Genomic DNA, 23,555 nt, shown 5'->3' with positions numbered 1-23,555 from the left:
ACTATGGATCAGGAGAAAGGCAGACCAAAAACAATCGGTCATAGGTTAGATCGAAAGTTAGAAAAAGTTCGTAAGAATTACCGAACGGTTCAACAAGATAGCGCAAAACAACTTACGAAGCTACAATCTCAGACTCACTCAAAACGTCAGTTGGTAAAGAAGAGTCGTAGCCAATTTCGAGCTTCTAAGAACAAGGTCAAGAAAATCCAAAAAGAGTATAAGAATATCCAGAAACAAGGAAGAAATCTTGGAAAAGAAGGAAAGGCACTTCGTCCAGAAGAAATTAAAAAGCAGGCCTACCTTAAGCAGAAATTAGATAAGAACAATAAAAAACAAGCCTTCCTTAAGCAGGAATTAGATAAGGCGAAACTGGAGAAAAAAACTTCTAAAAGAACTTTTAAAGTCGCTCAAGAGGCTAATGGTGGTTCACGCAAGAAGAAGTTTCTTCGTGCTACTAAACAGGCTCTAGAACGATCAACCAGTCAACAGGCTAGCTCTGTTGCGCATCAGGATGATACACTATCAGATATAGCACGAGCTAAATATCGGTATCAGGATATTCAGATTCAAGGAAAACGTATTAAAACGATTGGGAAGTATAGCGGTAAGCTTGGCCAAGGAGTAGTTAAATCAAGCTATGGTCTAGGAAATAGATTCTACAATAAGGCTAAAGGGAGAGGCTTCACTCGAACCCCAAGAGAATTTTCTTGGGAAGGGAAGTTATCTCGACAGATACAGGCTTATAGAAAACGCTTAGCTGCATCTAAGACAGGGAAGGCTGCTAAGAAGGCTAGAAAGGTCTATCGTTTTGGATCTAAACCGATTAAAGCTATTATCAAAAATCCGTTTGGCTTTAAGGCTTATCTGATTGCTTTTGGTCTGCTTTTGTTTCTGGCAATACTTGGTATTGGTAGTTCAGGAATTACCCGTCAAGATGAGTTTGATATGAATGATACCTGGTTGTATCTTTCAAAATTGGATCGTGAAAAATCGAATGATAAGGTAGATTATTGGACAAAAATTGATGAACCGCTTTTGTACTTGAATTATAAGTATGATGATATTTCAGATAAACTTCGTATAGACGGGAACAAGTATTTTTCGCAAAATACTCGTGGGAAACTATACTTAGATACCTTATGGAAGAATTTGAATGGGGATAAAGATAATCTTAAAACAATGGAAGATCTTTATACTAAAAATGACCTTTACAAGTTGAGTGAGGATGAGTTAGAAGAGTATAAAGAACTCTTAGAAATTGCTCGAGATAGCGGAAAATATATGTTGCTACAAGAGCTAGATAATCCATTTTATACAGAAGATCAACCTGAATCAGAAGCTCCCCTGCAGATTATTGAGCGCTTTGGTTATAAAACTACGAAGGAAATTTTTAATGGTTCTGTTTTGCAGGCCACAGGTGGACAAACTCTATTAGCTGTTTTAGATGGGAAAGTCGAAGTAAATGGTAATGATCTAGAAATCAGTGATGAGAATTCCAAGTTTCTGTATAAGAACGTAGATACGATTCGTTACAAAACAGGAGATCATGTTAAATCTGGAGATATCATTGGAAAGGTCGCATCTGAAGGAAATCAAACGGTCTATTATCAAAAACTAGAACCTGATCGTTCAAATAAGAAAGATAAAGATGGTAATGTTGAGAAGAGTTGGACTTATGTCAATGTCGGCTTTTACTTCCAGCGTGTAGAGTACACACAAGCAACGTCTGTTGTGAGCAGTATTGAAACATCTGGAGAGAAAGGAAAACGTGCGAGAGCTTTTGCAGATGCGATTAAAAAGAATATACCGGAGGCAACCGATGAAGGGATTGCAGCCGTTTTGGGTGGATTTGATATTGAGAGTTCCATCACTTTTAAACGTTATGAGACAGACTTTCTAACCAATAATCAGTTTGATAAAGTTGCTAAAGAGCCAACTGCAGAAAATCTAGTTGGTAACTGGGATGCTTTCCAGGCTATGTATCCGAATCTACGTTTAAATAAAGGAGGATACCTGGTCAATGGTTTACACTATATCGGGATTGGGATTGGTCAATTTACTGGCCCCCGTGCTCTTGCATTGTGGAATTTTGCAAAAGATATGAATGGAGATATTTGGTCTGCGGAAATTCAAACTAAATTCCTATTAGAAGCAGATGATCCACTTAGACGAGAAGCTTTTAAAAGAATTGTAACCTCAACAGGTTCTGTAGAAGCTCTTGCGGAGGACTTCTTGAATTCTTGGTTGGGAGTACCAGGTAATAAGCTTCTAGAGCGACAAACTGCAGCTCGTCAATGGCTAAATTTCTTAAAAAATAAAGGAGGAGGTTCGACAGGAGTTTCGAGCGAACAAGTTCCAGCAGAGTATAAAGACAAACTTCCGTATGGACTCCCTACCGATCAAGCAATTCTAGAGGGTCAAGGTTATCCAGGTAATGCCTATGCACTAGGAAATTGTACTTGGTATGTTTATAACCGTTTTGCTCAGATTGGCATAGGAATTTATCCGTATTTAGGAAATGCCAATCAATGGGTTGATCGGGGTCAAGCTCAAGGATATGAAATTTCAGCGACTCCTAAACCAGGTTCTGCAGTTGTATTCATGAATGGTGTAGCTGGAGCATCACCAATCTATGGCCACGTTGGATTCTGTGAGTATGTCAATAGCGATGGTAGCTTCTTAGTGTCAGAAATGAACTTTACTGGTTTATACCTAACGACTTGGCGAACATTGACACCACAATCAGGCATCTATTTTGTTACCCCTAAATAAGAAAGGAAAAGAATGTATAATCAAAAGTTAATCAAAATGGTAAAGGGACTCCTTATCGGAGTCGCTGCCGTTTTATGTATTATCCTGGGCTATTCTATTGCTCAAGTACAACAGAATTTGAGACAGAATAGTCAAGTTCAGGAAGAGGCAAAACAGAAACCAGAAGAGAAACAACAGGAACAACTATCTCTTACTGAACAGCAAGTCGAAGACTTTCTAATTGCTTACTATACCAAAAAGGATTTAGAAGAGAATCGTCCACGCTATAAGCCTTTTATGACTGATTCTATGTATCAGGAAACCATTCAAGAAGAACAAAAGCCAGTTAACCAGACCTATAAGGGATATGTGGTTGACCAATCTTATGAATCAGGCTCTATCTACATTGATAAAACACATAAAGTTGCGTTGGCTCAGATTCAATATTCTAGCACAACCTTAGCAGAAAAAGATAATCGAGATTCTAAGGGGCTTACTGGTATCACTAAGGCTACCATTCGATTGACCTATGTAGAACAATCAGGTAAACTATTGGTCAATAAAATTGAGCCTATTGTCTTGACTGAAGCAAAAGGGCAAAGTATAGGCACTTATTCAGACACTAGCAGTTCAAGTTCGACTCCAGTTTCCTCTTCATCAACCACAACACCTACATCCTCTGAACAAACAACCGCAACCAGTAGTAACCAATAAGGAGAATTGAATGAATAAAAAAATAGAACAACTTGAAGGTAAGCTTGAGAAAATCAGGAGAGAGAAGGAAAAAGCACAACGACAAAAAGAAGAAGCAGATAAAAAAATCAAGAAGTGCATAGGTCAAGAAAAGGATTTGGAAGCACAGCTTTTTGTTGCCCTTTCAGAAGAAAGTGGCTTATCCTATCAGGAAATGAAGGAACTCATTTTTCCAGCACAATCAAGTAACCAAGGAGTGAACCATGTATAAAATTATCAATCAACTGACTAATCAAGAGGAAACATTTGAGTATCGAGATGAGTTGTTATCAAGGCTAGAAATCATCAATGAGCGAATGAAGAGTAATAAAATAAATGGAATCTATCGACTTTATTCTCTCAATTCTGAAGGTGAAATCCTACAAGAAGAAAGTCTTGAAATACCTTTTGTTGGAATTATTGATCAGTTGCTGGAAAATTTTGGTACGAGTGGTGGGAAGAAAAAAAGAGGTTTTCTACATTTTTTAGCAAAACATAAAGAAAAGAACTCCTCACCAGGAACATCAGAGCCTCAACCCCAACCCGAATTCCAACCAGAACCAGTTCCTGAACTAGAAGATCTAACGGTCAAAAAAGAGGCGAATATGGCTCGTCAAAGAATTGCTGAGCTAGTTTCTCAGAAGCCTAAAGATGAGGTTAGAGAGGAAGTGCCTTTGGAAGATAAAATTACCTATTCTTCTAGTGAATGGACTACAGATCATTTCAGTAGATTAGATGAAAATGAGGAAGAACGAGTAGAACTTTCAGAAGATGAAAATACACAGGATGCAGCTACAGAAGACGTAGCACCAGTTGTTGCTACATTTACTCAGAAAGAGAATAAAACGATTCCTGATCAAAAGGCTGAATCTTCTTTCTCTCTTTCTCATGCGACTACAGTAAATTTGCCTTCAGAGGTTATTGATAGCTTTGAGGCTCAGACGGTTACTTATAAGCAATCTATTAAAAATAAAATCAAATCCAACGAAGATTTTATCAAGGAAGCCAATGAGGAAATTGATCAGTGCCAAAATAGGATCGATGAGTTGAAACAACTGATTGTTGCGAAAGACTCTCAAGCTACTCAATTGAAAGATCTTTATTTCAAAATTGAAGAGGTGAGCTAAAATGGAACAAGAACAAGTGGTAGCCCAATTAGGACGGGCAACTCTTGTGACAGGAGAGGTAATCTTAAAAGGACTCTTCTTGGTGAGCTCTAAAGTAGTTGAAATTTATCAAGCCAGAGGGGAGAATGTAGTCTTTACTGGTGATACAGACTGGAATAAATTCATGGCTACAGCAGATGCTAAAGAAGTCCAGCAACTACTACATAATGAAGTCAATCTCGAGGCAGTTCGAAAAGAACTAGGCCAATACGGGATTGGCTTTTCTTTTTATACTCATCCAGATGGAAAGACAACTCTTGCTTTTAATGCAAAAGATAAAGGTGTTGTTGAACAAGCCTTTAAGGATGTCCTAGAAGGCATTACAAGAGATCCTAAAGGATTCAATGAGCGAAACCTTAAAAATGGGAAAACAACTTCTTTTGAGGAGAAATTGCAACATTTCAAAGCTGTGGAACAAGAGAAAATCAATTCCCTCCAGGTAAACATTCATACGAAGGAGTTTGTTCTTCCGGAAAATATCGAACCACAGATTGGAGGGAAAATGAAGTGATTACAGAAAAGAAGAAACGGAAACTTAGACCGTATTTGTTGTTAGGAATTGGTCTATTCTACCTCTTTCATTGGCTCTTTAAACTATGGCTGATGGCACCTGATACAGACTCAGTAACGGATGTATTCGGTCTTGAAAAGTTTAACTGGATGAGCGACCATCTGAGCGATAAATCTTGGTTTGATTTTCAATTTACACAAAATTCTTTATTGTTTGGTATGAGTGGGTTTATGATTGCTTTTCTGCTGTATTTGAGAGTAACAGATACAGGTACGTACAGGTATGGGGAGGAACATGGATCAGCTCGCTTTGCAACTAAAGAAGAGTTGATGAGATTCCGAGATGAAGAACCTGAAAAGAATATGATTTTCACTCAAAATAGCCAGATGGGACTATTTAATAACCGTTTGAGCTTTGAAAATCAAATTAATAAAAATGTCTTGGTATATGGAGGTACGGGGGACTGGAAGACACGGAGTTTTGTAAAGCCAAATTTATTACAAGGGAACTCTAGCTTTGTAACCACAGATACCAAAGGGATTCTAATTCATGAAACAGGGAAGTCACTTGTAGAAAAAGGCTATAAGATGAAGATTTTTGATCTGATTACCTTTCTGAATTCCGATGGTTTCAACGTTTTTAGATATGTTCATAATGAAATGGATATAGACCGAGTGTCAGAGGCGATCACGGAATCTCTGAATAGAAATGGTCATGAAAGCGATCCTTTCTGGCCGGCGGCCAATAAGCTTTTGATGCGTTCTCTTATTGGATATCTTTATTTTGACAGCCAGCTTGATCATTATATGCCAAATCTAGGTCAAGTCACGGATATGATTCGGGAATTGAGACGGAATCATCCAGAGGCGGAAAGTCCAGTTGAATTAATGTTTGAAGATTTGGAGCGGAGATTGCCGGGGAATTATGCTTGTAGGCAGTGGAGCTTGTTTAATAAAAACTTTGATGGTCAGACACGAGCTTCTGTTTATGCCATTTTTGCGACTACTTTCTCAGTGTTTGATCATGAGCAACTAAGAAAGATTATTGAAAAGGATACACTAGAGATTGAAAAATGGAATATTGAGAAAACAGCAGTTTTTATTCATATTCCAGAAGTGGATCCAGCTTACCAGTTCTTATCTGCCCTTCTTTTTAGTACCATTTTTGATGTGCTAATAAAAACTGCAGATGCAATTTTGCTAGGTGAGCATCCAACAAAGTCTAAAAAGGATTTACTGCATGTTCAGATAGAGGCGGATGAGTTTGGACAGATTGGCAAGATTCCTAATCTGCCACCGATTATCTCTGTTATTCGGTCTCGAGAAATCTCTATTAAAATGATGGTTCAATCTCAAAGTCAGATTGAAGTATTATACGGTAAAGAGAACACGAAAACGATTATCAATAACTGTGGGGCCATTCTTTATCTGGGAACAAATGATCCGGATACTTTGAGAGCTTTATCTGAGCGATCTGGTAAGCAGACTTTGAATGATCAGAACTATAGCGAGAGTAGGGGAAGAAATGGCAGTAGTTCCAAGCAGAATTCCAAAATTGGTCGGGAATTGTTGACACCGCATGAGGTTGCCACGATTGGAACAACAGAAGCCCTACTCTTCCTATCCAAACAAAATGTCTTTCGAGATCAAAAATTTAACCTGGACACGCATCCAAGAGCCTACCTCTTAAGTAATGGCCCGAACGATGATAACTGGTATCGTTACAAGCGATATCTAAGCGATATTGATGAGTGGAAAGACCAGGTTGGGGAAGAAAATGTTATTCATATTGGGATTAAGGAAGTCGAGGAAGTTCCTCTCAAAGTGAGTTAGGAAAGAAAGGAAATCTAATGGAATTTTATGACTCTTATTGCGTTTTAATTGCTATAAATTGGGATCAGTATGTGTGGCTGCATCAGGAAGGCGAAAAAATAACCTGGCATGAAAATTTTGCTCATGCAGGTTTTTTTTCATGATTTTAATACAGCTAAAAGGGTAGCGGAAGCTCATTTATTAGAAATTTTTGGAGCCATAGGCTTCTATAAAATTGTTGGTTTTTCTACAGATGAACTTGGGTATATAGAAACTAAGAACTAGAGAGCACAATGTGCCTTAGTATTTTGTGGTAAAGTTAGGAGTAAGATAGTACGCTAAAATAGTACATAAAAAGACAAAAACAAGTTGGGGAAGAAGGAATGATTGTTTTTTGTGTTATAATATAGACAGGAGAATAGCAATGAGTAATAACAGTAATAACAGTGATAAGATAAAACAATTTTTTTTAAGGACTGTTCTTAAAAATCGTAGTGGACTAAGTGAAGCGTATAGAAATAAAGTTAATTCTTTTTCTGATGAAGAATTGAAGGTAGAGTATAGTGAGTTAAAATCTATTTCTGAAAGGAAGGGGACAATAGCTAATTCTTTGATTTTAGTATTGTTTCTTGCTTTTTTGGGGGGCTTGTATAAGGTCTTTGTAGATTTTGTTGATAAAGTTACTAAGGCCTATGGACTAAGTAATGAATCTTATGTTCTGGTAAATGGCTTGTTTATTTTAAGTGTGGCTTTATTCGTCATTGTTTTATTTTTCATTGTATTTTATTTGTTTAGAGTTTCTGATAAGAAAAAGAAATTTTATTTTGTGGAAGTTCTTATGAAAGAAAGAGGGTTATTATAGTAATATGAGAGAATACTTGGATACCATTTTTGAAGAAATATTATTAAACTTAATCGCTCAGTTTTTTTATGTTGTAGGTACAATGTACTATTTACATGAATTGGGTACATTTAATGCTTCAGTAAAGAATATAACAAATCCAGTTACAGTTATGTTTAAAGACGATGGGAAAGCATGGTGGTTATTAGCATTTGCTTTAATTCTGACTGTTATTGCTGGTCTGTTGTTGTGGTATCATGTTCAGGTATTTTCTAGGGTTAGTGGTTATTCAATGGCTACATTAGTCCTATTTATTCTTATTTTAGTTTTGTTTATGTTCTTAATCTTTAAGGATATAAATAATCCCATTTTAAGAATGGCGATAATTGTTATTTTTGGAGGTTCTGCAATACTTACAGCAGTGACTAGTTGAAATATTAAGAAAAAACAAGTCAAAGATGGCTTGTTTTTGTTTGAAAAAGATATAAAAATATCATCAAAAAACTCTAAGCAGGTAGTAGCCGTTTAGAGTTTTTTTGATGAAGGAGAATCAAATGGAATTGGCAAAACTGAAGCAACAACGAGATGAGCTTGTTAAAGAGAATCAGCGGATGAATAAATTAATTAAGGAGAAGGAAGAAGAGCTATGAGAAGTGAAAGTGAGAACAATTGCGGCTTCTGAGCTGGCTAGATCGGCATTGGAATCGGCTTTTCGTTCCGCAGGTATCGTAGGCTCCTTTTACGGTCCAGATAATGGAAAGAAAGGAAAGGAAATAGAATGAATACATTACCACAAAAACAATTTAAACGAATGAAGCGTGAAATTGAGGAGGAGACCGCACGAGGGATTGGTTATTTTGAGGGGATTTTAGAACATATCCCTTCTTACCCCCTATCAGAAGCAGTAAGAGAATTGGCTTTAGCTGGTTGGATTACACCTCATACAGATGTCGTTGATGTCCAAAATATGATTGTTACAGAATCCATAAAATGGATGAATTATCAAGATTTCAAAAAAGTTGCTCCCTATTTATTTTCATATCCTCGAGAGCAACGAGAGAAAGATTTATTGGTTCGACCAGTGAAGATCTCCAGAGATTACTTTGAGGAATTAAAGGCCAATGCAGAAGAATTATTTCACTTGAAGCAAGACTTGCTTCAGGCTAATGATAAATTAGATGCTAAGATTCAGGAATTGGAGATGGATCAGCTACCCAATGGCGATCAGGTCATTGGAGTTGATCTGGAAGCTGAGGAGGTATTGTTACTACGAACTCCAGAAAATGCTCAGGTTGAGGAGTGGGAGGTTCGTAAAGATGGCTTGATTACTGATTATCGTTCCAATCTTTCAGAATATGCTCAAATTGTAGATACTTTGCTTGAAATGGAGAATCCAGAGATTGATATGATTCTCTACGAAGAAGTAATCAACTATTCAAAGAAAACTTGGCCAGATTCAGAGCCAATTCAACTTCCAGAAAATATCAAGGAAATGTTGAATCAAGAAGCTAGGCTAGATCCTTCATATTACCAAATAGCTCGGTTTGAAACACTAAGACAAGCCTATATCTATGGGATGATTTCACCTAGTTTCCAGGAACATTTCCCTCATTATTCAGATTTCGTTAGGAACTATGTCGAAGATAGGGAAGAATATGAATTTTTCGATTATCGTACAGAAGCCATCTCACTAGCACAGGAAATTCTAGTACCACGTTTAGGAGATATTAACCAGATTTTAGGCACGAATAATCAGGAGTTAATCGTTCAAGAAGTCACTGGATATTCTCAAGGTGAAAGCTGGGAACTAGCTTATTTACGGGATACAAAGACGGAAGATAGAGAATCCGTTCAGTTTTATCTTGAAAGCGAGATTGGAGCTTGGTATAAGGGAAGTTTGACAGAGTTGGCTGTTATCCGCTTTGATGATATTGATCTAGAGAAAGGATTTAATGGCCATCAGGAAGCAGTCTATCATATCGATGAGAACTTGTTAGTTCATGATAAGCTAAAACAAGCTCAACTCCATTTTCCTGATTTAAATCGTTTTGTAGAAGCCGAAGAACTTGAGAAAGAACAGAGACAAGATATAGTAGCAGAAAAAGAAGGGCCAGAATTTTCATTGTAGGGAGGTAACAGATGGCATTAAGTAAAGAAGAAGCCAAAAGATTATCTATTATTTCTGTTGCAGAGCAACTAGGCATAGAGTTAAAGCGTACAGGAAGCTATAGTTATACCTGGACAGAGCACGATTCATTTGTAATCGATGCAAGAAAAAATGAATTTCACTGGAATTCAAGAACTGAATTTGGAGATGTCATTCAGTTAGTTCAATCCATAAAAGGAGTTTCTTACAAAGAAGCGATGCATTTTTTGGAAACTGGAGAATTTAAACAAGTTAATTCAGGAGATCAGATGGCTCCAAAAGAGCCATTTCACTATAATTTGGAAAGATACGAGAATCAGGACTTCAGCGCCTCTAGAACCTATTTAAAGGCACAGAGAGGCCTTTCAGATGATACGATTAATTTCTTTATTAGCCAGGAGAGTATGGCGGAGGCAACTCGAAAAAAAGGAGACTATTTCGAGCCTGTGATTGTCTTTAAATATAAAGACAACACGGGCTTTTTAGCTGGCGCTAGTCTCCAGGGAATCGTAGAGAATCGAGTGCATTATCCAGAACGTGGACGCTTAAAACAAATTATGAGAAATTCAGATGGACAACTAGGATTTTCAATTGATATTGGCACCCCTAAACGTTTGGTATTTGCGGAAGCTCCAATCGATCTCATGAGCTACTATGAGCTTCATAAGTATACGCTTCAGGATGTCCGCTTAGTAGCTATGGATGGTGTCAAAGAAGGCATCATTAGCCGACGTTTTATGGAATTATATGCAGAGATGAACGGTAAATCCTATCAAATAGATCAGAATACTGGAAAAGCTCTGGAAACTGTCGTCAACACAACGGATTATTTCAAAGATGGTCGGCATCAAGATGTGATTACCTTGGCTGTAGATAATGATGCTGCAGGACAGAATTTTATCACTCGATTGCAGGAGAAGGGGATTCCAGTCCAGATTGCGATTCCGCCTATCGTTCAGCTTAATCAGGAAAAGGAAGATTGGAATGATTTCCTGAAGAGAGATAACGAAGCTCCTAAGAATCTGGCGCACGTTTATATAGCAGATGAAAAGTCCTGGTATTACCAGGGCTTTTTTGAGAAGGAAATAGCTCTTGCAAAAGCGCAAGAGCTAACTGCAGATGATGTAAAAGCCTTTGTGTCAGATAGACAATTGACAAGGGAAGAAGTCCGTCAAGAATATCAAACAATTATTAATCAAGAGAGAGGGAGAAAAAATAGTATGTCGAAATTTCATGAGAATAGCAGTGAGCATGAAGAAGATTTAGTAAACAATCCTCAACAAACTGATAGAGTACTTATTCAACCGGAAACACAAGCTATAATTGATTCTGGAGAGGTCAAACAATGGGCTAAACATCCAAATATATACTTTGTAAAAGGGCTACGTTTTGTAGCTCTAGAAATGACAGAAGAAGGAAAATTTGAACAATCATCTCAATATCTCCCTAAAACGGAGGAGGAAAAAGAGGTGGTAAACAAGTTACTGTCCAAACAAAAAAAGCAAGATGAAGTAGTTCTAGAAGATGATCAGAGTTCTGAATTGAACATAGATACTAGCAATTTATCTTCAGAAGATGCGGAATGGCTGAAGAAGAACTGGCATAATATTAGCTTTTCAGTGGAACCTAAAAAACAGATGGTCATTGATGGAGATAAAACGGTAATTTTTAAAAAGCCTTCCAATCCTGGTGGAGATGCTTATGAAACGCTGGAAGAAAATCAGAGCACAGAAAAAGCTCCTGAGGGTTCTCAGGAGCAAAATATGAATTCAGAAGATCAAAAAAATGAGAGGACCAATGGTAGTCAGGGGTCTTTACAGCCCAAGGCTGAAGGCAGTCCCACACCCGTACCAGAAGTTGGTACCTTTGAACGCTCTGTTACCAGTCGTCCTACGTCATCCTCTCATTTATTATATTTTAGCATAAATGAAGAGTTTCAGTCAAGTAATGATGGGCATTATCATTCTATTTCCTCGAATGAATTAGCTAAATTAAATCGTCCAATTCGTAGTCAAACTATTCAGAATGCAGCGCAGTATTATTTGGATGAATTGGCTAACTCTAAGATTTATTATGTCACCCCTGATAAGACTGTACAAGTGAATTTTGAAGAGAAACACTTCATGCACTTAACAGGGATTAAGCCACTTGCACCAGGGCAGACACCTGAAAAAACTTTACGTGATTTTGCAGAGGGAAACGGGCACTTTGATAATATTCTTTTGGCAAATAATGATGCAGCCTTTGACAAAATCAACGTCTTGTCAGATCTTTCAGTCGCAACAGAAAGTACATCTTTCTATTTTGATGATTTAACTAATCTTAGACGTTATAATGGGCGCTTTGACAGCCTTATAAAATCTGATGATAAAGATATTATTTTACTGTTTAAAGAGCTGGAAGAAGAAAATTATATACCAGTATCAGTATTTCAATCCAGAGCAAAACTAGTCAAAGAACTGGAGACTGTAGATAAAACGCCTATTCTTGCTGTATTCCGTGAACGTAATGGCCACATTAAACAGCTATCGATCAACGAGGACTACATCAAGGATGGGGGCAAAGAATTGCAATCCATTATGAAGAATGGCTTGTTTGAGGAACTCCAGACTAATGAGAGTGACAAGAATAACTATACGATTCGCCTTCAATGGGCTGAGGAGCGCCCAGATGGGCCTAAGTTGCCCTTTAAAGAAACAGAGCTGATATCTTATCAAGATTTTGCAAAAGAGTTATATAAGCAGAATAATATCTATTACGACAAACATCATGCGAGTGTAAGTGATCGAATGAACCAGGTAGAAGGTGCTTCCTATACCCCTTTTACAAAGGTTCAATTTGCCTTGTACAGCCCTGATGGTGAACTGATTCAGGATGGTATTCGTTACGATATTGGGGATGAGATTAACCCGATCGCTCACAAAGAAAGACTTGGTACACGAGAAATGCGAGAGCATCCAGAGTTGATGAAGATAGATGGGGCATTATTCAATCAGTATCATCTGGAGAGATTAGCAAGTGAGTTAGACATTTCTCAGTATAGTTACGCTTTGGAAGATACTCCTTATGCAGATCAACTTTTATCTCAAGTACCTTACGGAGCGTTAGAAAATAGTCCAATTGGTTTTTTGGATAGCAGTCATGATAGTCGTCTAGGATTTATTTCTTTTGATGGAATGGATAGTGTTGAGGTCGAAAATCTATCTGCTTGGTTTGAGAAGTTGGGGGTTAAGGATTCTCCAATGGAACAAGTAGCTCTTGTAGAAAAATGGCAAAAAGAAATTAAAGATTTATCAGAAAAAGTTGAACAAACCATCGAAAACATTCGAGATAAATTTGAAAAAACACAAGTCAAGAATTTGCAGGAGACACTAGATAATCCATACGAAAAAATTTATCAGTATAACCGAAAAGATGAGAGGGATCGTGATTTGGATGGTGATGGTATTTCCAATTCTGATGAGATGTTGCAAGGAACAGATCCATACAATGCTGCTTCTAACCTTCATAAAAAGCAGGAAGATAGAGAAAGAAGGACAGATGCTGAAGTGGCTGCAGGAGCTATTATTACCGAAGCAGTTGCTACTAAAAGTTCAGAACAAACCATTTCCCAGCTGGTCGCAAATAAAGATACAAAAGCTTTAGCTGAACACTTGAAAGAGGGAATGAAGAACTATTTGGATTCAGAACAATTTAAATCTTTCTTGGATACGATGAGTAAGTTTCACAACTACTCACTTAACAATATCCATTTTCTGAAGATGCAGAATCCTAATGTTTCCCAAGTTGCAAGTTTTAATAAATGGAAAACGGATTTTGAAAGAACGGTTAAAAAGGGTTCTAAGGCTCTAAAAATTTGGGTTCCGTATCAAGTGAAAACTAAAATCTCTGCTAATCAAAATGAGTTGAGTTTTTCTCCATCTGAGAATGAGATGGAAGAGAAGGAAGTCACAGTTACTCGATTTAAGTTAGGGAATGTCTTTGATGTTTCTCAAACAGAAGGAAAAGAATTGCCAAAAGCAATTAATGAATTGACTGGTTCTGTCAAAGATTATGAAGATTTATATCGAGCAGCTAAAGCAGTTTCGATGGATAATCAGGTTTCTATCAGTTTTGAAGAAATTAAAAGAGAGGGCGCAAATGGTTATTACTCTCCAAATGAAAATCGAATAGTCATTTCAAAAGGATTAAAGGGGCAAGAACATATTCTAAAAACAATTTTTCATGAAATGGCTCATTCAGATTTACACAGAGGAACTAATGCACAATATGGGGACGACCAATATCGTAAGCAAGAATTACAAGCTGAAAGTGTAGCCTATGTCGTAGCTAATCATTTTGGTTTTGATACTAGTAGTTACAGTTTTGGATATTTAGCTATCTGGGCGAAGGATAAAAATGGCTTTGAAGATATGGTAGAACAACTGCAGATTGTTCAGAAAGAAGCAAAAAGTTTGATTGATCGGATGGATGTAAAGTTAGAACTGGTAAAAAATAAAAGCGTAAAGAAAGATAAATTTGCAGATAAACTTCAACAAGCAAAAGAAAAATCTGAGCAGTTAGGTAGTCAAAAGGGGGAGGCTGTAAAGCAGGTGGAAGAAAAAAAGTCCCTGAGCAGCCCTCAATAATGGAGGCGATAACCCGCAGAAAGAAAAACAAAAAAGGAGAAACAGAAGATGATTGAAAATCTAAAACAAGAAACTTTTGATATTTTGATGGAGATATTTTTTGAGGATGAGGTTACAGATTCGCCAAAAGTGAATGAAGTTAACCAGCATATTTCACGTAAAGAATGTCTTTATATTCTTCGTAGGGATATGCGAATTAAAACAAGCTATGAAGTAGAAGAAGCAGAAATGTATCCAGTTGCACTGAAAGAAATAGAGGAAATGAGTGACGAAAGATTTGAGCAACTTAGAGATGAAATATTAAAAATGAAGTTGCTTGATGGGGTGGACTTTCTGTTAGAAACTTTAAAAGTTTAATCAAACTTTTCTCCTCGAAATAAAAAAATTCCTGCTTGCAGGGATTAGGGGATTGGGGATTTCCCCAAAAATTTAAAAAGTCAAGAATGGTCAGGTGTTGCACCCTGACTATTTTTGACCTTTTTGAAAACAGCATTTGGGTACCCAAGTGCTATGCTTGCCAGAAGAAAAGGGGCTGAGCCCCTCAATCAAGAAATAGCAGAACAGAGGTGATGATTTTTGAAAAATGGAGAAAAACGAAAACGAATGATTCAGAAAAAAATCCGCTTGACGGAGGAGGAAGCTCGGTTCATTTCGACCAAGGTTTCAGAATCTGGAATGGCAAACTTTAATTCTTTTGCCCGAATTATGTTGATTATGGGTGAAGTCAAAATTTTAAAATTTGATGAATTAAAAGAATTGCATCAAGCCATTCATCGAATAGGTGTTAATGTCAATCAGATTGCAAAAAAGGTCAATGAAGATGACCAGGTTAGTTTAAAGGAGCTGAGTCAAATTCTTGAGTTGCAAAAAGATTTGAAAGATATAGTCAATCAATTTATTCAAAAACAAGAAAATCAAACAAAGGAACAAGACAGATGGTTGTAACAAAAGTCCTGCAGATAAAAGGAGTGGCTTCTTTGGGTCGCTCTACAAAATATATTGAGGATGAAGCAAAGACGGTCGAGCTGACTGATACAAAAAGTTTAAATAATGCTTTACGCTATATCGAGAATCCATCTAAAACGAGTTTCTTAGGACAAGATGAACAGCTTGAATTTCCAGCAGTGGTTAAAGATGGCCGAGTAGTCAAGCAACTTGTATCTACTTATGGAATTACAGATGCCAACACAGCGACAGAAGAATTTCTTTTGACCAAAAAGAATGCGGCTCAACGAGCAGGAACAAAGGAATTATCGGATATTCAAAATCCGAATCGAGTTTTGGCTCATCATATCATCCAATCATTTTCGCCTGAAGATGACTTGACTCCACAAGAAATTCATGAGATTGGTCGTAAAACAATTTTAGAATTGACTGGTGGTCAACATGAATTTGTCATTGCAACACACATGGATAAGGGGCACATTCATAACCACATCATTTTCAATTCTACTAATTCTGTAACCTTAAATAAATTTCGCTGGCAGAAAGGAACGAAAAAAAGTTTAGAGAATATTTCAGATAAGTATTCGGATTTAGCTGGAGCTAAAATTCTCAAAGAGAGATTATGGACTAATCGAAAAACTTATCATGCCTATCGCAAAAAAAATTCTTTTCGCTATGAGATTAAATCTCGTTTAGATTTCCTTTTAAAACATTCAACCTCATTAGAAGATTTCAAATCGAAGGCTCAAGCATTAAATCTTGTAGTTGATACTTCAGGAAAGGAAATAAAATATCGTTTATCTGATCAGGAACAAACAAGAAATGTTAGGGATCGTACACTGTCCAAAAAAGGAAATTATTCTTTAGAGAAAATTTCTGAGAGAGTGGTTGCTAACGAGGTGACTTTTTCTGTCGATGAAATTAAATCCGAATATGAAAAAATGGTAGCAGAACGAGAAGATGATTTTGAAATGAGAATCACAGTTGAAGAATGGCAGGTTATGGAAGAAACAAAAAATGGAATCTATCTTGAAATGGAATTTGGGATTAGAAATAAGGGAACCATTCTTATTCCAGCTCATCAGATTGAAAAAGCAGAAGATGGCTCTTATGAAATTTTTATCAGAAAAAATGACTTCTACTATTTTGTTAATCCTGAACACGCTGATAAGAATCGGTACATGAAGGGAGAAACAGTCGCTTCTCAGTTGTCGTATGATAACGGAGAAATGATTGTCCGGAAAAATCCGAAAATCTCCAGTTTGGATCAGCTTGTTCGTGAATATAATTATCTATCTGCTCATGGAGTGACAGAAGGACAACAATTTGATGAATTGTTAAATCGTTTTGAAGAAGAACTAGAAGAAGTAGATAACTTGCTTGATAAATTAGATCAACGCTTGGGTGAACTTAATAAAATTCAGTCTGCATTTCTTGCATTGGAATCAAGCGATCCTCAGGAAGTGAAACTAGCTGTTTCTATTCTGAAAGACTTGAGAGTAGATCCTAGCACTCGCAAAGCTGAGATTGATAAACTTGTTAAGGAGGCGACTTTTGAGCGTCAGGCTTTGTATCAACGAGTAGAAGCAATTACAAAAGATTATAAGTTACATCAAGACATTGAGAAAAATGTGGAGCAACGTAAGGATAGAGAAACTTCATTGTAAAAAAATAATTATAAATATAATTATAAACATATTGACAAATATAATTATAATGGTATAATAGAAGTATAGAAAATAACAAGGAGATAGGTAGATGGCAGAAAAATCTCATTGCAAAATTTGCGGTTGCACTTGGAACAATGCTTGCTATACTTCTGACAAAGGAGCTTGTTGGTGGATAGATGAAGAAGAAACAATGTGTAGCCATTGCTACTATGGATGGAATGGAGAAATAGAATGAAGATTATCACATTTGCCGCTATTAAGGGCGGTGTTGGGAAAACAACTTTAACATTTAATTATGGGGAATGGCTGGCTAAGAAAGGGCATAAGGTTCTTTTGATTGATCTTGACCATCAGTGCAATTTAACCCAGTGCTATAATATTTATGAGAGCAAGAATACGATTGCTAATGCTTTTAAAGGTGGCGATGTGGATATTAAGCAAGTCAAGAAAAATATCAGTCTAATTCCAGGTTCAGTTCAGCTTGACACGGTGGAACGAGATCTGGAGAACAGCGATAAGAAAAATATGCTACTTTATCTTTGGCTAGAGGATAACTACGAAAAGAAGAAGTTGGATCAGTTTGACTATATCTTGATTGATTGTAGACCAGACTTTGCGACAGCTACTAAAAATGCTGTAGCGGTCAGTCACGCTATTATTAGTCCCTTGACTCCTTCAGAGTTTGGTTATAATGCCAAATTCAATTTATCAACTCGGTTAGAAGCATTCAGGAAGGATGTAATTGACTATCGTACAAGAGAATCATACATTACTGCTGAGTTATATTTCTTAGCAAATATGATCCGACCAAACTATGGGTCATCAAGAGAGTTACTGGAAGCTCTGGGGCTTGAAGCTAAAGAAAAGGGAACAGATAACCTTCTAGGAATTGTACCAGCAAAAGAGCTATTCAATCATTCTACGATTGATAAGGTCTCTATTGCAGATATGAAGGAGAATCCTGAGCTTTATCAAAAACACAAAAAGTTTTTTACTGAGCTGGAGCAGACTTTTTCAAAAATTTATGATACAATATAATTATATTTATAAACACAAATACAATTATAAATATAATTAGAAGGAGATTGTCATGGCATTCACACCAAAAGAAAAAGAGATTTCGCAGATTATCGAAGCAACCCATCAACCTGAGCAGATTTCAGATGTAGCCAGCTTTGAAAGTTTTGAACGTAAGAAACAATTTCAGTTTACTTTGAAACCAAGCAATCGGAAAAAATTGGATAAGATTGCTAAAGCAGCTGGTGCAAAGTCTGCATCAGATTACCTTGATAAACTGATTGAAAACCTATCACTATAAATATAAATATAATTGTAATTATAATTTTAATCAAAAAACCTTTCCTTATAGGGAAGGTTTTTATCTTTGCTGACAAAAAACATTTGAACTCTTGAACTAAAATCTTTATACTTTTTTATTATGATTTTAGTTGGGAGTGTTTTTAATTTGGATACAAAAATTATTGATGAAAGAGAATTTGTAGAGAAATTTAAAGAGAAAAATCTACAAGGATTTCATAAATTTGTAAGAGACTATGACAACTATATTGCTCCCACAATGAGAGCTAGAGGCTACAAATTTGTAAACTATGCTGAGAGAACCGTTACTTTTACGTTTGGCCAGGTAACTTTTTCAAGAAGGCGCTGGTATAAGAATGGGAAATGTAGGATTCCAGTAGATGAGAAGTTAGGTTTGGAGAAACGTATTACCTATTCCAAAGAACTGCTGTATCAAATCACTAAACTAGCTACAATGTTACCGTATCGGAAAGTAGTGGAAGTTATTGAACTGATGTACCAGGTTTATATTACTAAAGACACGGTGTTAAAAGCGATTAAACTAGCAAGTCAATTGTTAAATGAAAAAGAAAATTATCGTTTCTATAGCGATGAAGTACCTGTCAAAAAAATTGAGGCTCCTGTTATTTATCTTGAAGGGGACGGTGTCTGGATAAAGGTCAGTGGACGTGAAAAAGAACAACAGAATAAAGAATTATCTCATTTTGTCATCCATACTGGAACGGAGGAGTACGGAAAGAGGAAAATTTTAAAAAATAAGGTGGAAATTGTGTCATCCAATAATCGAATAGCAAGGAAAAAAGTAGTAGATTATATTTATAATCACTTTAAAATTACATCAGATACTCTACTTGTGACAAATTCAGATATGGGTCATGGATATACTCCACATTTATTTAAAGAGATATCAAATGATCTAGGAATTAAGCATCATCAACATTTTTGGGATAGATACCATCTAAACAAAGAAATAAAAAAGTTGGTCAAGCCGTATTCAGAAGAGCTACTAGATCAATTTATGAAAGCTATAGATAGCCATTGCAAGCAGAAATTGAAAACAGCTATTGATACTCTAGAATCATTAGTCCTGCTTAATCGGAACGAAAAAAAGATTGATACCTTTACGGTTTTTAAGAATAGAATTCTTGGAAATTTTAAATATACGCAGCCACCTGAACAGAGGAATCTAGATACAGCAAGTTTAGGAATCATGGAAAGTCAGCATCGCAAAATAAGTTATCGGATGAAAAATAGAGGGATGTATTGGTCATTAAACCATGCCGATGCGATGTCCCATCTTATTTTGCTGTCTTACAATCAAGAACTCCGAGATTTATTTTTTGGTAATTGGAGAAATGAATATGAAAAATACCACTCAGAAGGAATGAGCAGTGCAAAAGTACGAAAAAAGATTAATCAAGCTCCAAGGAGTTTAGGAACGATTGTAAATGCTTCTTGGAAGGGGCGAAAGCAGAGAGATAAACAACGTTTTGTAGGGAAAAAAATAAATAGATAGTATGCTTCAAAACGGTTTAAACTCTTGACTTACAGGAAGAAATAGTGTATAATATTCTTATAACTAAAAAGAGGCACGCAGCAACGTACCTCTCATAAAGATAAACAATTGGTGCTTGTTTATCAGTAAGATTAATACTATCAGAAATTTTAGTAGATGTCAAGGCTGAGCAAGTAAAATTGTTTAGCCTTGTTTTGATATTTCCGTTTTTGATGTATTTTTTTACTACCTCAAAAGAATAGACACAAACTTTTGCTATAAATTTCTTTACTTTTTTTTAGAAATTTGGTAAACTGTATCTTGTGTGTAATGGACGCACAAAAATACAGTTTATCCGCTGAGGAAGCTTCCTCATGATTGACAAAGATAGGAGAATAAAATGAATCCATTAATCCAAAGCTTGACTGAAGGTCAACTTCGTACTGATATCCCATCATTCCGTCCTGGTGACACTGTTCGTGTACACGCGAAAGTTGTCGAAGGTAACCGTGAACGTGTTCAGATCTTTGAAGGTGTTGTTATTGCACGTAAAGGTGCTGGCATCTCAGAAAACTACACAGTTCGTAAAATCTCTAATGGTGTAGGCGTTGAACGTATCTTCCCAATCCACACTCCACGTGTTGAAAAGATCGAAGTTGTTCGTTACGGTAAAGTACGTCGTGCGAAATTGTACTACTTGCGTGCTCTTCAAGGTAAAGCAGCTCGTATCAAAGAAATCCGTCGTTAATTCGACCAAAAAACTCTGCTCATTCGGCAGAGTTTTTCTCTAGCTCCCTTAGTTCAATGGATATAACAACTCCCTCCTAAGGAGTAGTTGCAGGTTCGATTCCTGCAGGGGGCATTTTTAGTAATGTAAAGAAAGACAAAGAAAATTCAAAATGTTTATTTGAAGGCAATTTTCTCAAGTTCATTTTTAAAAATAATTTAGCATTTTTAATTTTTTTGACCAAATTTTGACCAAAAATTATATTTTGTCAATGGCTAGAGAATAAAATGGAGAAGACTCTAATGTTTCTTCTCCATTTTTTTATCTAATTGGTAATGTTGAAAATCGGAAGTGAAATGATACTTTCAAAGAATTCATTTTGGATACTAGCAAACGAAATAGAACCCTGATGCAAATCAACAATTTGTTTTGAAATTTTTAGCCCAATTCCAGTCGTTCTAATTTTAGAAATATCAATGTTTTTAAAAGATAATTCATTAAGTTCAGCAATTTTTTCTGGTGAAGCTCCCTGTCCATTATCTTTGATTTCGACAATTACATTTGTATCTTTTTTGTATAAGTGGATTCTTATTGTGCAACCCTTTTCGTTATGTAAAACAGAGTTGTAGATGATATTATGGATAACTCTTGTGATTAAAAACTGCTCAATCATGATAGATTGATTAACAAGTGAATAATCGTAATCAAATTCAAATTCAAATTCATTCCAGATTTCTTGATTTAAAATATGGATGAGAATGTCTTTGAAGAAGGGGATAATTTTTGTTTCAGTCTGATTTAATTGAAGATGACCGGATGAAAGGCGAGCTACTATATTTAAGTCATTTAAAACATTTTGGATGTAATAGGATTCCGTCAATATTGGACGAATATGTTTTTTAAACTGTGTATCTAGTTCAGAATCATTTAACAAGGACGCGTTAGAAATGATGACAGAAAGAGGTGTTTTGATATCGTGTGCAATACCTGAAATCCATTGCTCTTTAAAGACTTCATTCTCTTTGAGTAGAGTATCGGTTTGATTAATTGCAGTTGTAAGATATTCTAGTTCTGATATAGAATTTATTGGATTTTTTAAACCATATGGGAGATTCTGAATAGCAGTTACAAGAGGCACAATTTTACGATTGATATGCGTCACGCCATAGTAGTAAAGAAAAGCGAAATAAAGGCAGTTGAAAAGCAATACTCCAAATGCTATTAGTGGAAACAGGCGGAGACTATCTATATCTAAGTAATTAAAACTATAACGAGCAATTTTATCTTTTGGAAAACCAACAACAATGATGTATCCACCTTTTATCTGACTAAAAACAGGATAATCTGAAAGATAATAGCGAGAAAACTGTAAAATGTCCCCGTAGTCAAATTGCGAAGGAACTTCTGTAGGTTTATACTGTTCGTACACTTGTTTTCCAGTCTGCTTATCCAATACCATGAGCCATAACTTTTGTTCTTTTAGACTAGAAATATCATTTTCAGGTATGTGGACGTTATTATTTGTGATGGTAATGTGTTCAGAAATTATTTTCACAGTCTCAGTAGCAGTTTGCTTTTTACTAATGTAGAAAACAAAACTGGCAATTAGAATAATATTGGTAATAAAGATAATGATGGAAGAAAAGATAAATTTCTTTAGTGAATACCTTAAAATTTTGGTTTGATTCATAATCATGATAACAATTTATATCCTAGCCCTTTAGCTGTCTTTAAATATTGAGGTTTTGAAGGATTTTCTTCTATTTTTTCTCGAATTTTCCGAATATGTACAGTCAAAGAGTTTTCATAACCAAAGCTATCCACTCCCCAAATCGTATCACAGAGAGATTCGGTTGAAACGATGTAATTTTTATTATCGTAAAGTTTTTTCAAAATCTGAATTTCAATTGGCGTAATAGAAATTTCTGCTCCATTTTTTTGTACTGTTGCATTCCGAAAACTCACCAAAGTCTGTCCAATCTGTATTGTTTCCTGTTCTGATTTATAACTTCTACGGAGCAGAGCCATAATACGATAGATAAGATTTTTTGGAATGAAGGGTTTCATGATATAATCATCACCACCAGCATTGAAACCAGCTATCTCATCTTCAGGATTATTTCTGGCAGTCAGAAAGAGGATAGGTGTATCGCCTTTTTTTCGGATATGTTTTGCTAATGTGTAGCCATCACCATCGGGGAGCATAATGTCCAAAAGGAAAAGGTCGAACTGATCTGTTTCAATCATGTCCAAACTAGATTCTATATCATAGGCTGATGTTAGATTGGAAAATCCGTAGGCAGTGAGAATATCTCTTATGGAAGAGTTTAAAATTTTATCGTCATCAATGATAAGGATGTGCTTATTCAGGAGCTGTTGTTCGAAATTCATAATCTTACCTCGCTTATCTATATTATACCATTTAAAAGAGTGAAAAAAGCAAGATACTTTAATCTTAATGTAAAATTAAGGTTAGCTTAGTTTAAAATTAATCTAGCATGTCTATAATAAAGACATAACCTAGATAGAGATACTTCTCAAATAAATTTTAATCAGTGAGGTATTGCCAAATGGCTAAACAAAAAATGAATCTCGTTGAGATTGAAGTAATGAATTCTCTTCAAGAATTAACTCTTGAAGAACTTGATAACGTTCTTGGTGCTGGTGGTGGAGTAATCCAAATCCATTTTATTCAGACAAAACAATGGTAATAGTGACTCACCAATTAGATATTGTGAATTATGTTGATTCTATCATTTTTGTTGATAAGAGTAGTAGAGATGTTATCAAAGATACTCATGATAATTTGATTTAT

At 36.0% G+C, this 23,555-nt stretch carries 22 protein-coding genes and 1 tRNA gene; 21 read left to right on the top strand and 2 right to left on the bottom strand.

The features are described 5' to 3' along the window. Positions 1–3: 3 nt before the first annotated feature. The 20 genes from O3633_RS01465 (at position 4) to O3633_RS01370 (ending at position 20,875) form a co-directional block, all read left to right on the top strand. Positions 4–2,772: a phage tail tip lysozyme gene (locus tag O3633_RS01465; protein ID WP_371620138.1), complete on the top strand. Its 2,769-nt coding sequence runs from the start codon at positions 4–6 to the stop codon at positions 2,770–2,772. Between the two features lie 12 nt (positions 2,773–2,784). Continuing rightward, positions 2,785–3,465, top strand: coding sequence for a hypothetical protein (locus O3633_RS01460; RefSeq protein ID WP_371620137.1), 681 nt, complete (start codon positions 2,785–2,787; stop codon positions 3,463–3,465). 10 nt (positions 3,466–3,475) lie between these two features. Next, positions 3,476–3,715, top strand: coding sequence for a hypothetical protein (locus tag O3633_RS01455; protein ID WP_371560906.1), 240 nt, complete (start codon positions 3,476–3,478; stop codon positions 3,713–3,715). Continuing rightward, complete coding sequence (locus O3633_RS01450; protein ID WP_371620136.1) at positions 3,708–4,610, top strand: hypothetical protein; 903 nt, start codon at positions 3,708–3,710, stop codon at positions 4,608–4,610. Before O3633_RS01455 ends, O3633_RS01450 begins: the two co-directional genes overlap by 8 nt. Position 4,611: 1 nt before the next feature. Then, positions 4,612–5,160 carry a DUF3801 domain-containing protein gene (locus O3633_RS01445; RefSeq protein WP_371620135.1) on the top strand — a complete coding sequence of 183 codons (549 nt, stop codon included), beginning with the start codon at positions 4,612–4,614 and terminating at the stop codon, positions 5,158–5,160. Then, positions 5,157–6,992: a VirD4-like conjugal transfer protein, CD1115 family gene (locus O3633_RS01440; protein ID WP_371620134.1), complete on the top strand. Its 1,836-nt coding sequence runs from the start codon at positions 5,157–5,159 to the stop codon at positions 6,990–6,992. The genes O3633_RS01445 and O3633_RS01440 overlap by 4 nt, the downstream gene beginning before the upstream one ends. Before the next feature lie 108 nt (positions 6,993–7,100). Continuing rightward, entirely contained in the window at positions 7,101–7,256 is a 156-nt protein-coding gene (locus tag O3633_RS01435; protein ID WP_371620133.1) for a hypothetical protein, read from the top strand. A 139-nt stretch (positions 7,257–7,395) separates the two neighbouring features. Continuing rightward, entirely contained in the window at positions 7,396–7,833 is a 438-nt protein-coding gene (locus O3633_RS01430) for a hypothetical protein (protein ID WP_371620132.1), read from the top strand. A gap of 4 nt (positions 7,834–7,837) precedes the next feature. Continuing rightward, positions 7,838–8,245, top strand: a complete 408-nt coding sequence (locus O3633_RS01425) for a hypothetical protein (protein WP_371620131.1) — start codon at positions 7,838–7,840, stop codon at positions 8,243–8,245. Between the two features lie 345 nt (positions 8,246–8,590). Beyond that, positions 8,591–9,940: a hypothetical protein gene (locus tag O3633_RS01420; RefSeq protein ID WP_371620130.1), complete on the top strand. Its 1,350-nt coding sequence runs from the start codon at positions 8,591–8,593 to the stop codon at positions 9,938–9,940. A gap of 11 nt (positions 9,941–9,951) precedes the next feature. Beyond that, positions 9,952–14,586 (top strand): PBECR4 domain-containing protein, encoded by a 4,635-nt coding sequence (locus tag O3633_RS01415; protein ID WP_371620129.1) that lies wholly within the window; start codon positions 9,952–9,954, stop codon positions 14,584–14,586. A 48-nt stretch (positions 14,587–14,634) separates the two neighbouring features. Then, the gene (locus tag O3633_RS01410) at positions 14,635–14,943 is read left to right on the top strand and encodes a hypothetical protein (protein WP_371620128.1); all 309 of its coding nucleotides are present in this window, start codon (positions 14,635–14,637) and stop codon (positions 14,941–14,943) included. Positions 14,944–15,189: 246 nt separating this feature from the next. Beyond that, the gene (locus tag O3633_RS01405) at positions 15,190–15,531 is read left to right on the top strand and encodes a plasmid mobilization protein (RefSeq protein WP_524539358.1); all 342 of its coding nucleotides are present in this window, start codon (positions 15,190–15,192) and stop codon (positions 15,529–15,531) included. Beyond that, complete coding sequence (locus tag O3633_RS01400) at positions 15,522–17,198, top strand: helical hairpin domain-containing protein (protein WP_371620126.1); 1,677 nt, start codon at positions 15,522–15,524, stop codon at positions 17,196–17,198. Before O3633_RS01405 ends, O3633_RS01400 begins: the two co-directional genes overlap by 10 nt. Positions 17,199–17,289: 91 nt before the next feature. Beyond that, positions 17,290–17,436 (top strand): hypothetical protein, encoded by a 147-nt coding sequence (locus tag O3633_RS01395; RefSeq protein ID WP_061587149.1) that lies wholly within the window; start codon positions 17,290–17,292, stop codon positions 17,434–17,436. Next, the gene (locus tag O3633_RS01390; protein ID WP_371620125.1) at positions 17,433–18,239 is read left to right on the top strand and encodes a ParA family protein; all 807 of its coding nucleotides are present in this window, start codon (positions 17,433–17,435) and stop codon (positions 18,237–18,239) included. The genes O3633_RS01395 and O3633_RS01390 overlap by 4 nt, the downstream gene beginning before the upstream one ends. Before the next feature lie 52 nt (positions 18,240–18,291). Then, positions 18,292–18,519 (top strand): hypothetical protein, encoded by a 228-nt coding sequence (locus O3633_RS01385; protein WP_084911290.1) that lies wholly within the window; start codon positions 18,292–18,294, stop codon positions 18,517–18,519. Positions 18,520–18,666: 147 nt separating this feature from the next. Beyond that, positions 18,667–20,034: an ISLre2 family transposase gene (locus tag O3633_RS01380; RefSeq protein ID WP_371620124.1), complete on the top strand. Its 1,368-nt coding sequence runs from the start codon at positions 18,667–18,669 to the stop codon at positions 20,032–20,034. Between the two features lie 379 nt (positions 20,035–20,413). Next, entirely contained in the window at positions 20,414–20,761 is a 348-nt protein-coding gene (gene rplS, locus O3633_RS01375; RefSeq protein ID WP_001068670.1) for a 50S ribosomal protein L19, read from the top strand. 42 nt (positions 20,762–20,803) lie between these two features. Continuing rightward, positions 20,804–20,875, top strand: a tRNA-Arg gene (locus O3633_RS01370). A gap of 190 nt (positions 20,876–21,065) precedes the next feature. Here the strand turns inward: O3633_RS01370 and O3633_RS01365 are convergent. Both O3633_RS01365 and O3633_RS01360 read right to left on the bottom strand, forming a co-directional pair. Then, a complete protein-coding gene (locus O3633_RS01365) occupies positions 21,066–22,436 on the bottom strand; it encodes a sensor histidine kinase (protein ID WP_006149378.1) in 1,371 nt (456 codons plus the stop codon). Next, positions 22,433–23,131 carry a response regulator transcription factor gene (locus O3633_RS01360; protein WP_371620123.1) on the bottom strand — a complete coding sequence of 233 codons (699 nt, stop codon included), beginning with the start codon at positions 23,129–23,131 and terminating at the stop codon, positions 22,433–22,435. Before O3633_RS01360 ends, O3633_RS01365 begins: the two co-directional genes overlap by 4 nt. Before the next feature lie 179 nt (positions 23,132–23,310). Between O3633_RS01360 and O3633_RS01355 the strand changes: the two genes are divergently transcribed. After that, entirely contained in the window at positions 23,311–23,451 is a 141-nt protein-coding gene (locus O3633_RS01355; protein WP_060955829.1) for a type A2 lanthipeptide, read from the top strand. Positions 23,452–23,555 lie beyond the last annotated feature (104 nt).

The sequence above is a fragment of the Streptococcus sp. 27098_8_22 genome, from assembly GCF_041432415.1.
In the GTDB taxonomy this organism is placed as follows: domain Bacteria; phylum Bacillota; class Bacilli; order Lactobacillales; family Streptococcaceae; genus Streptococcus; species Streptococcus pseudopneumoniae_M.
This window is presented reverse-complemented; position numbering and strand designations above follow the sequence as displayed.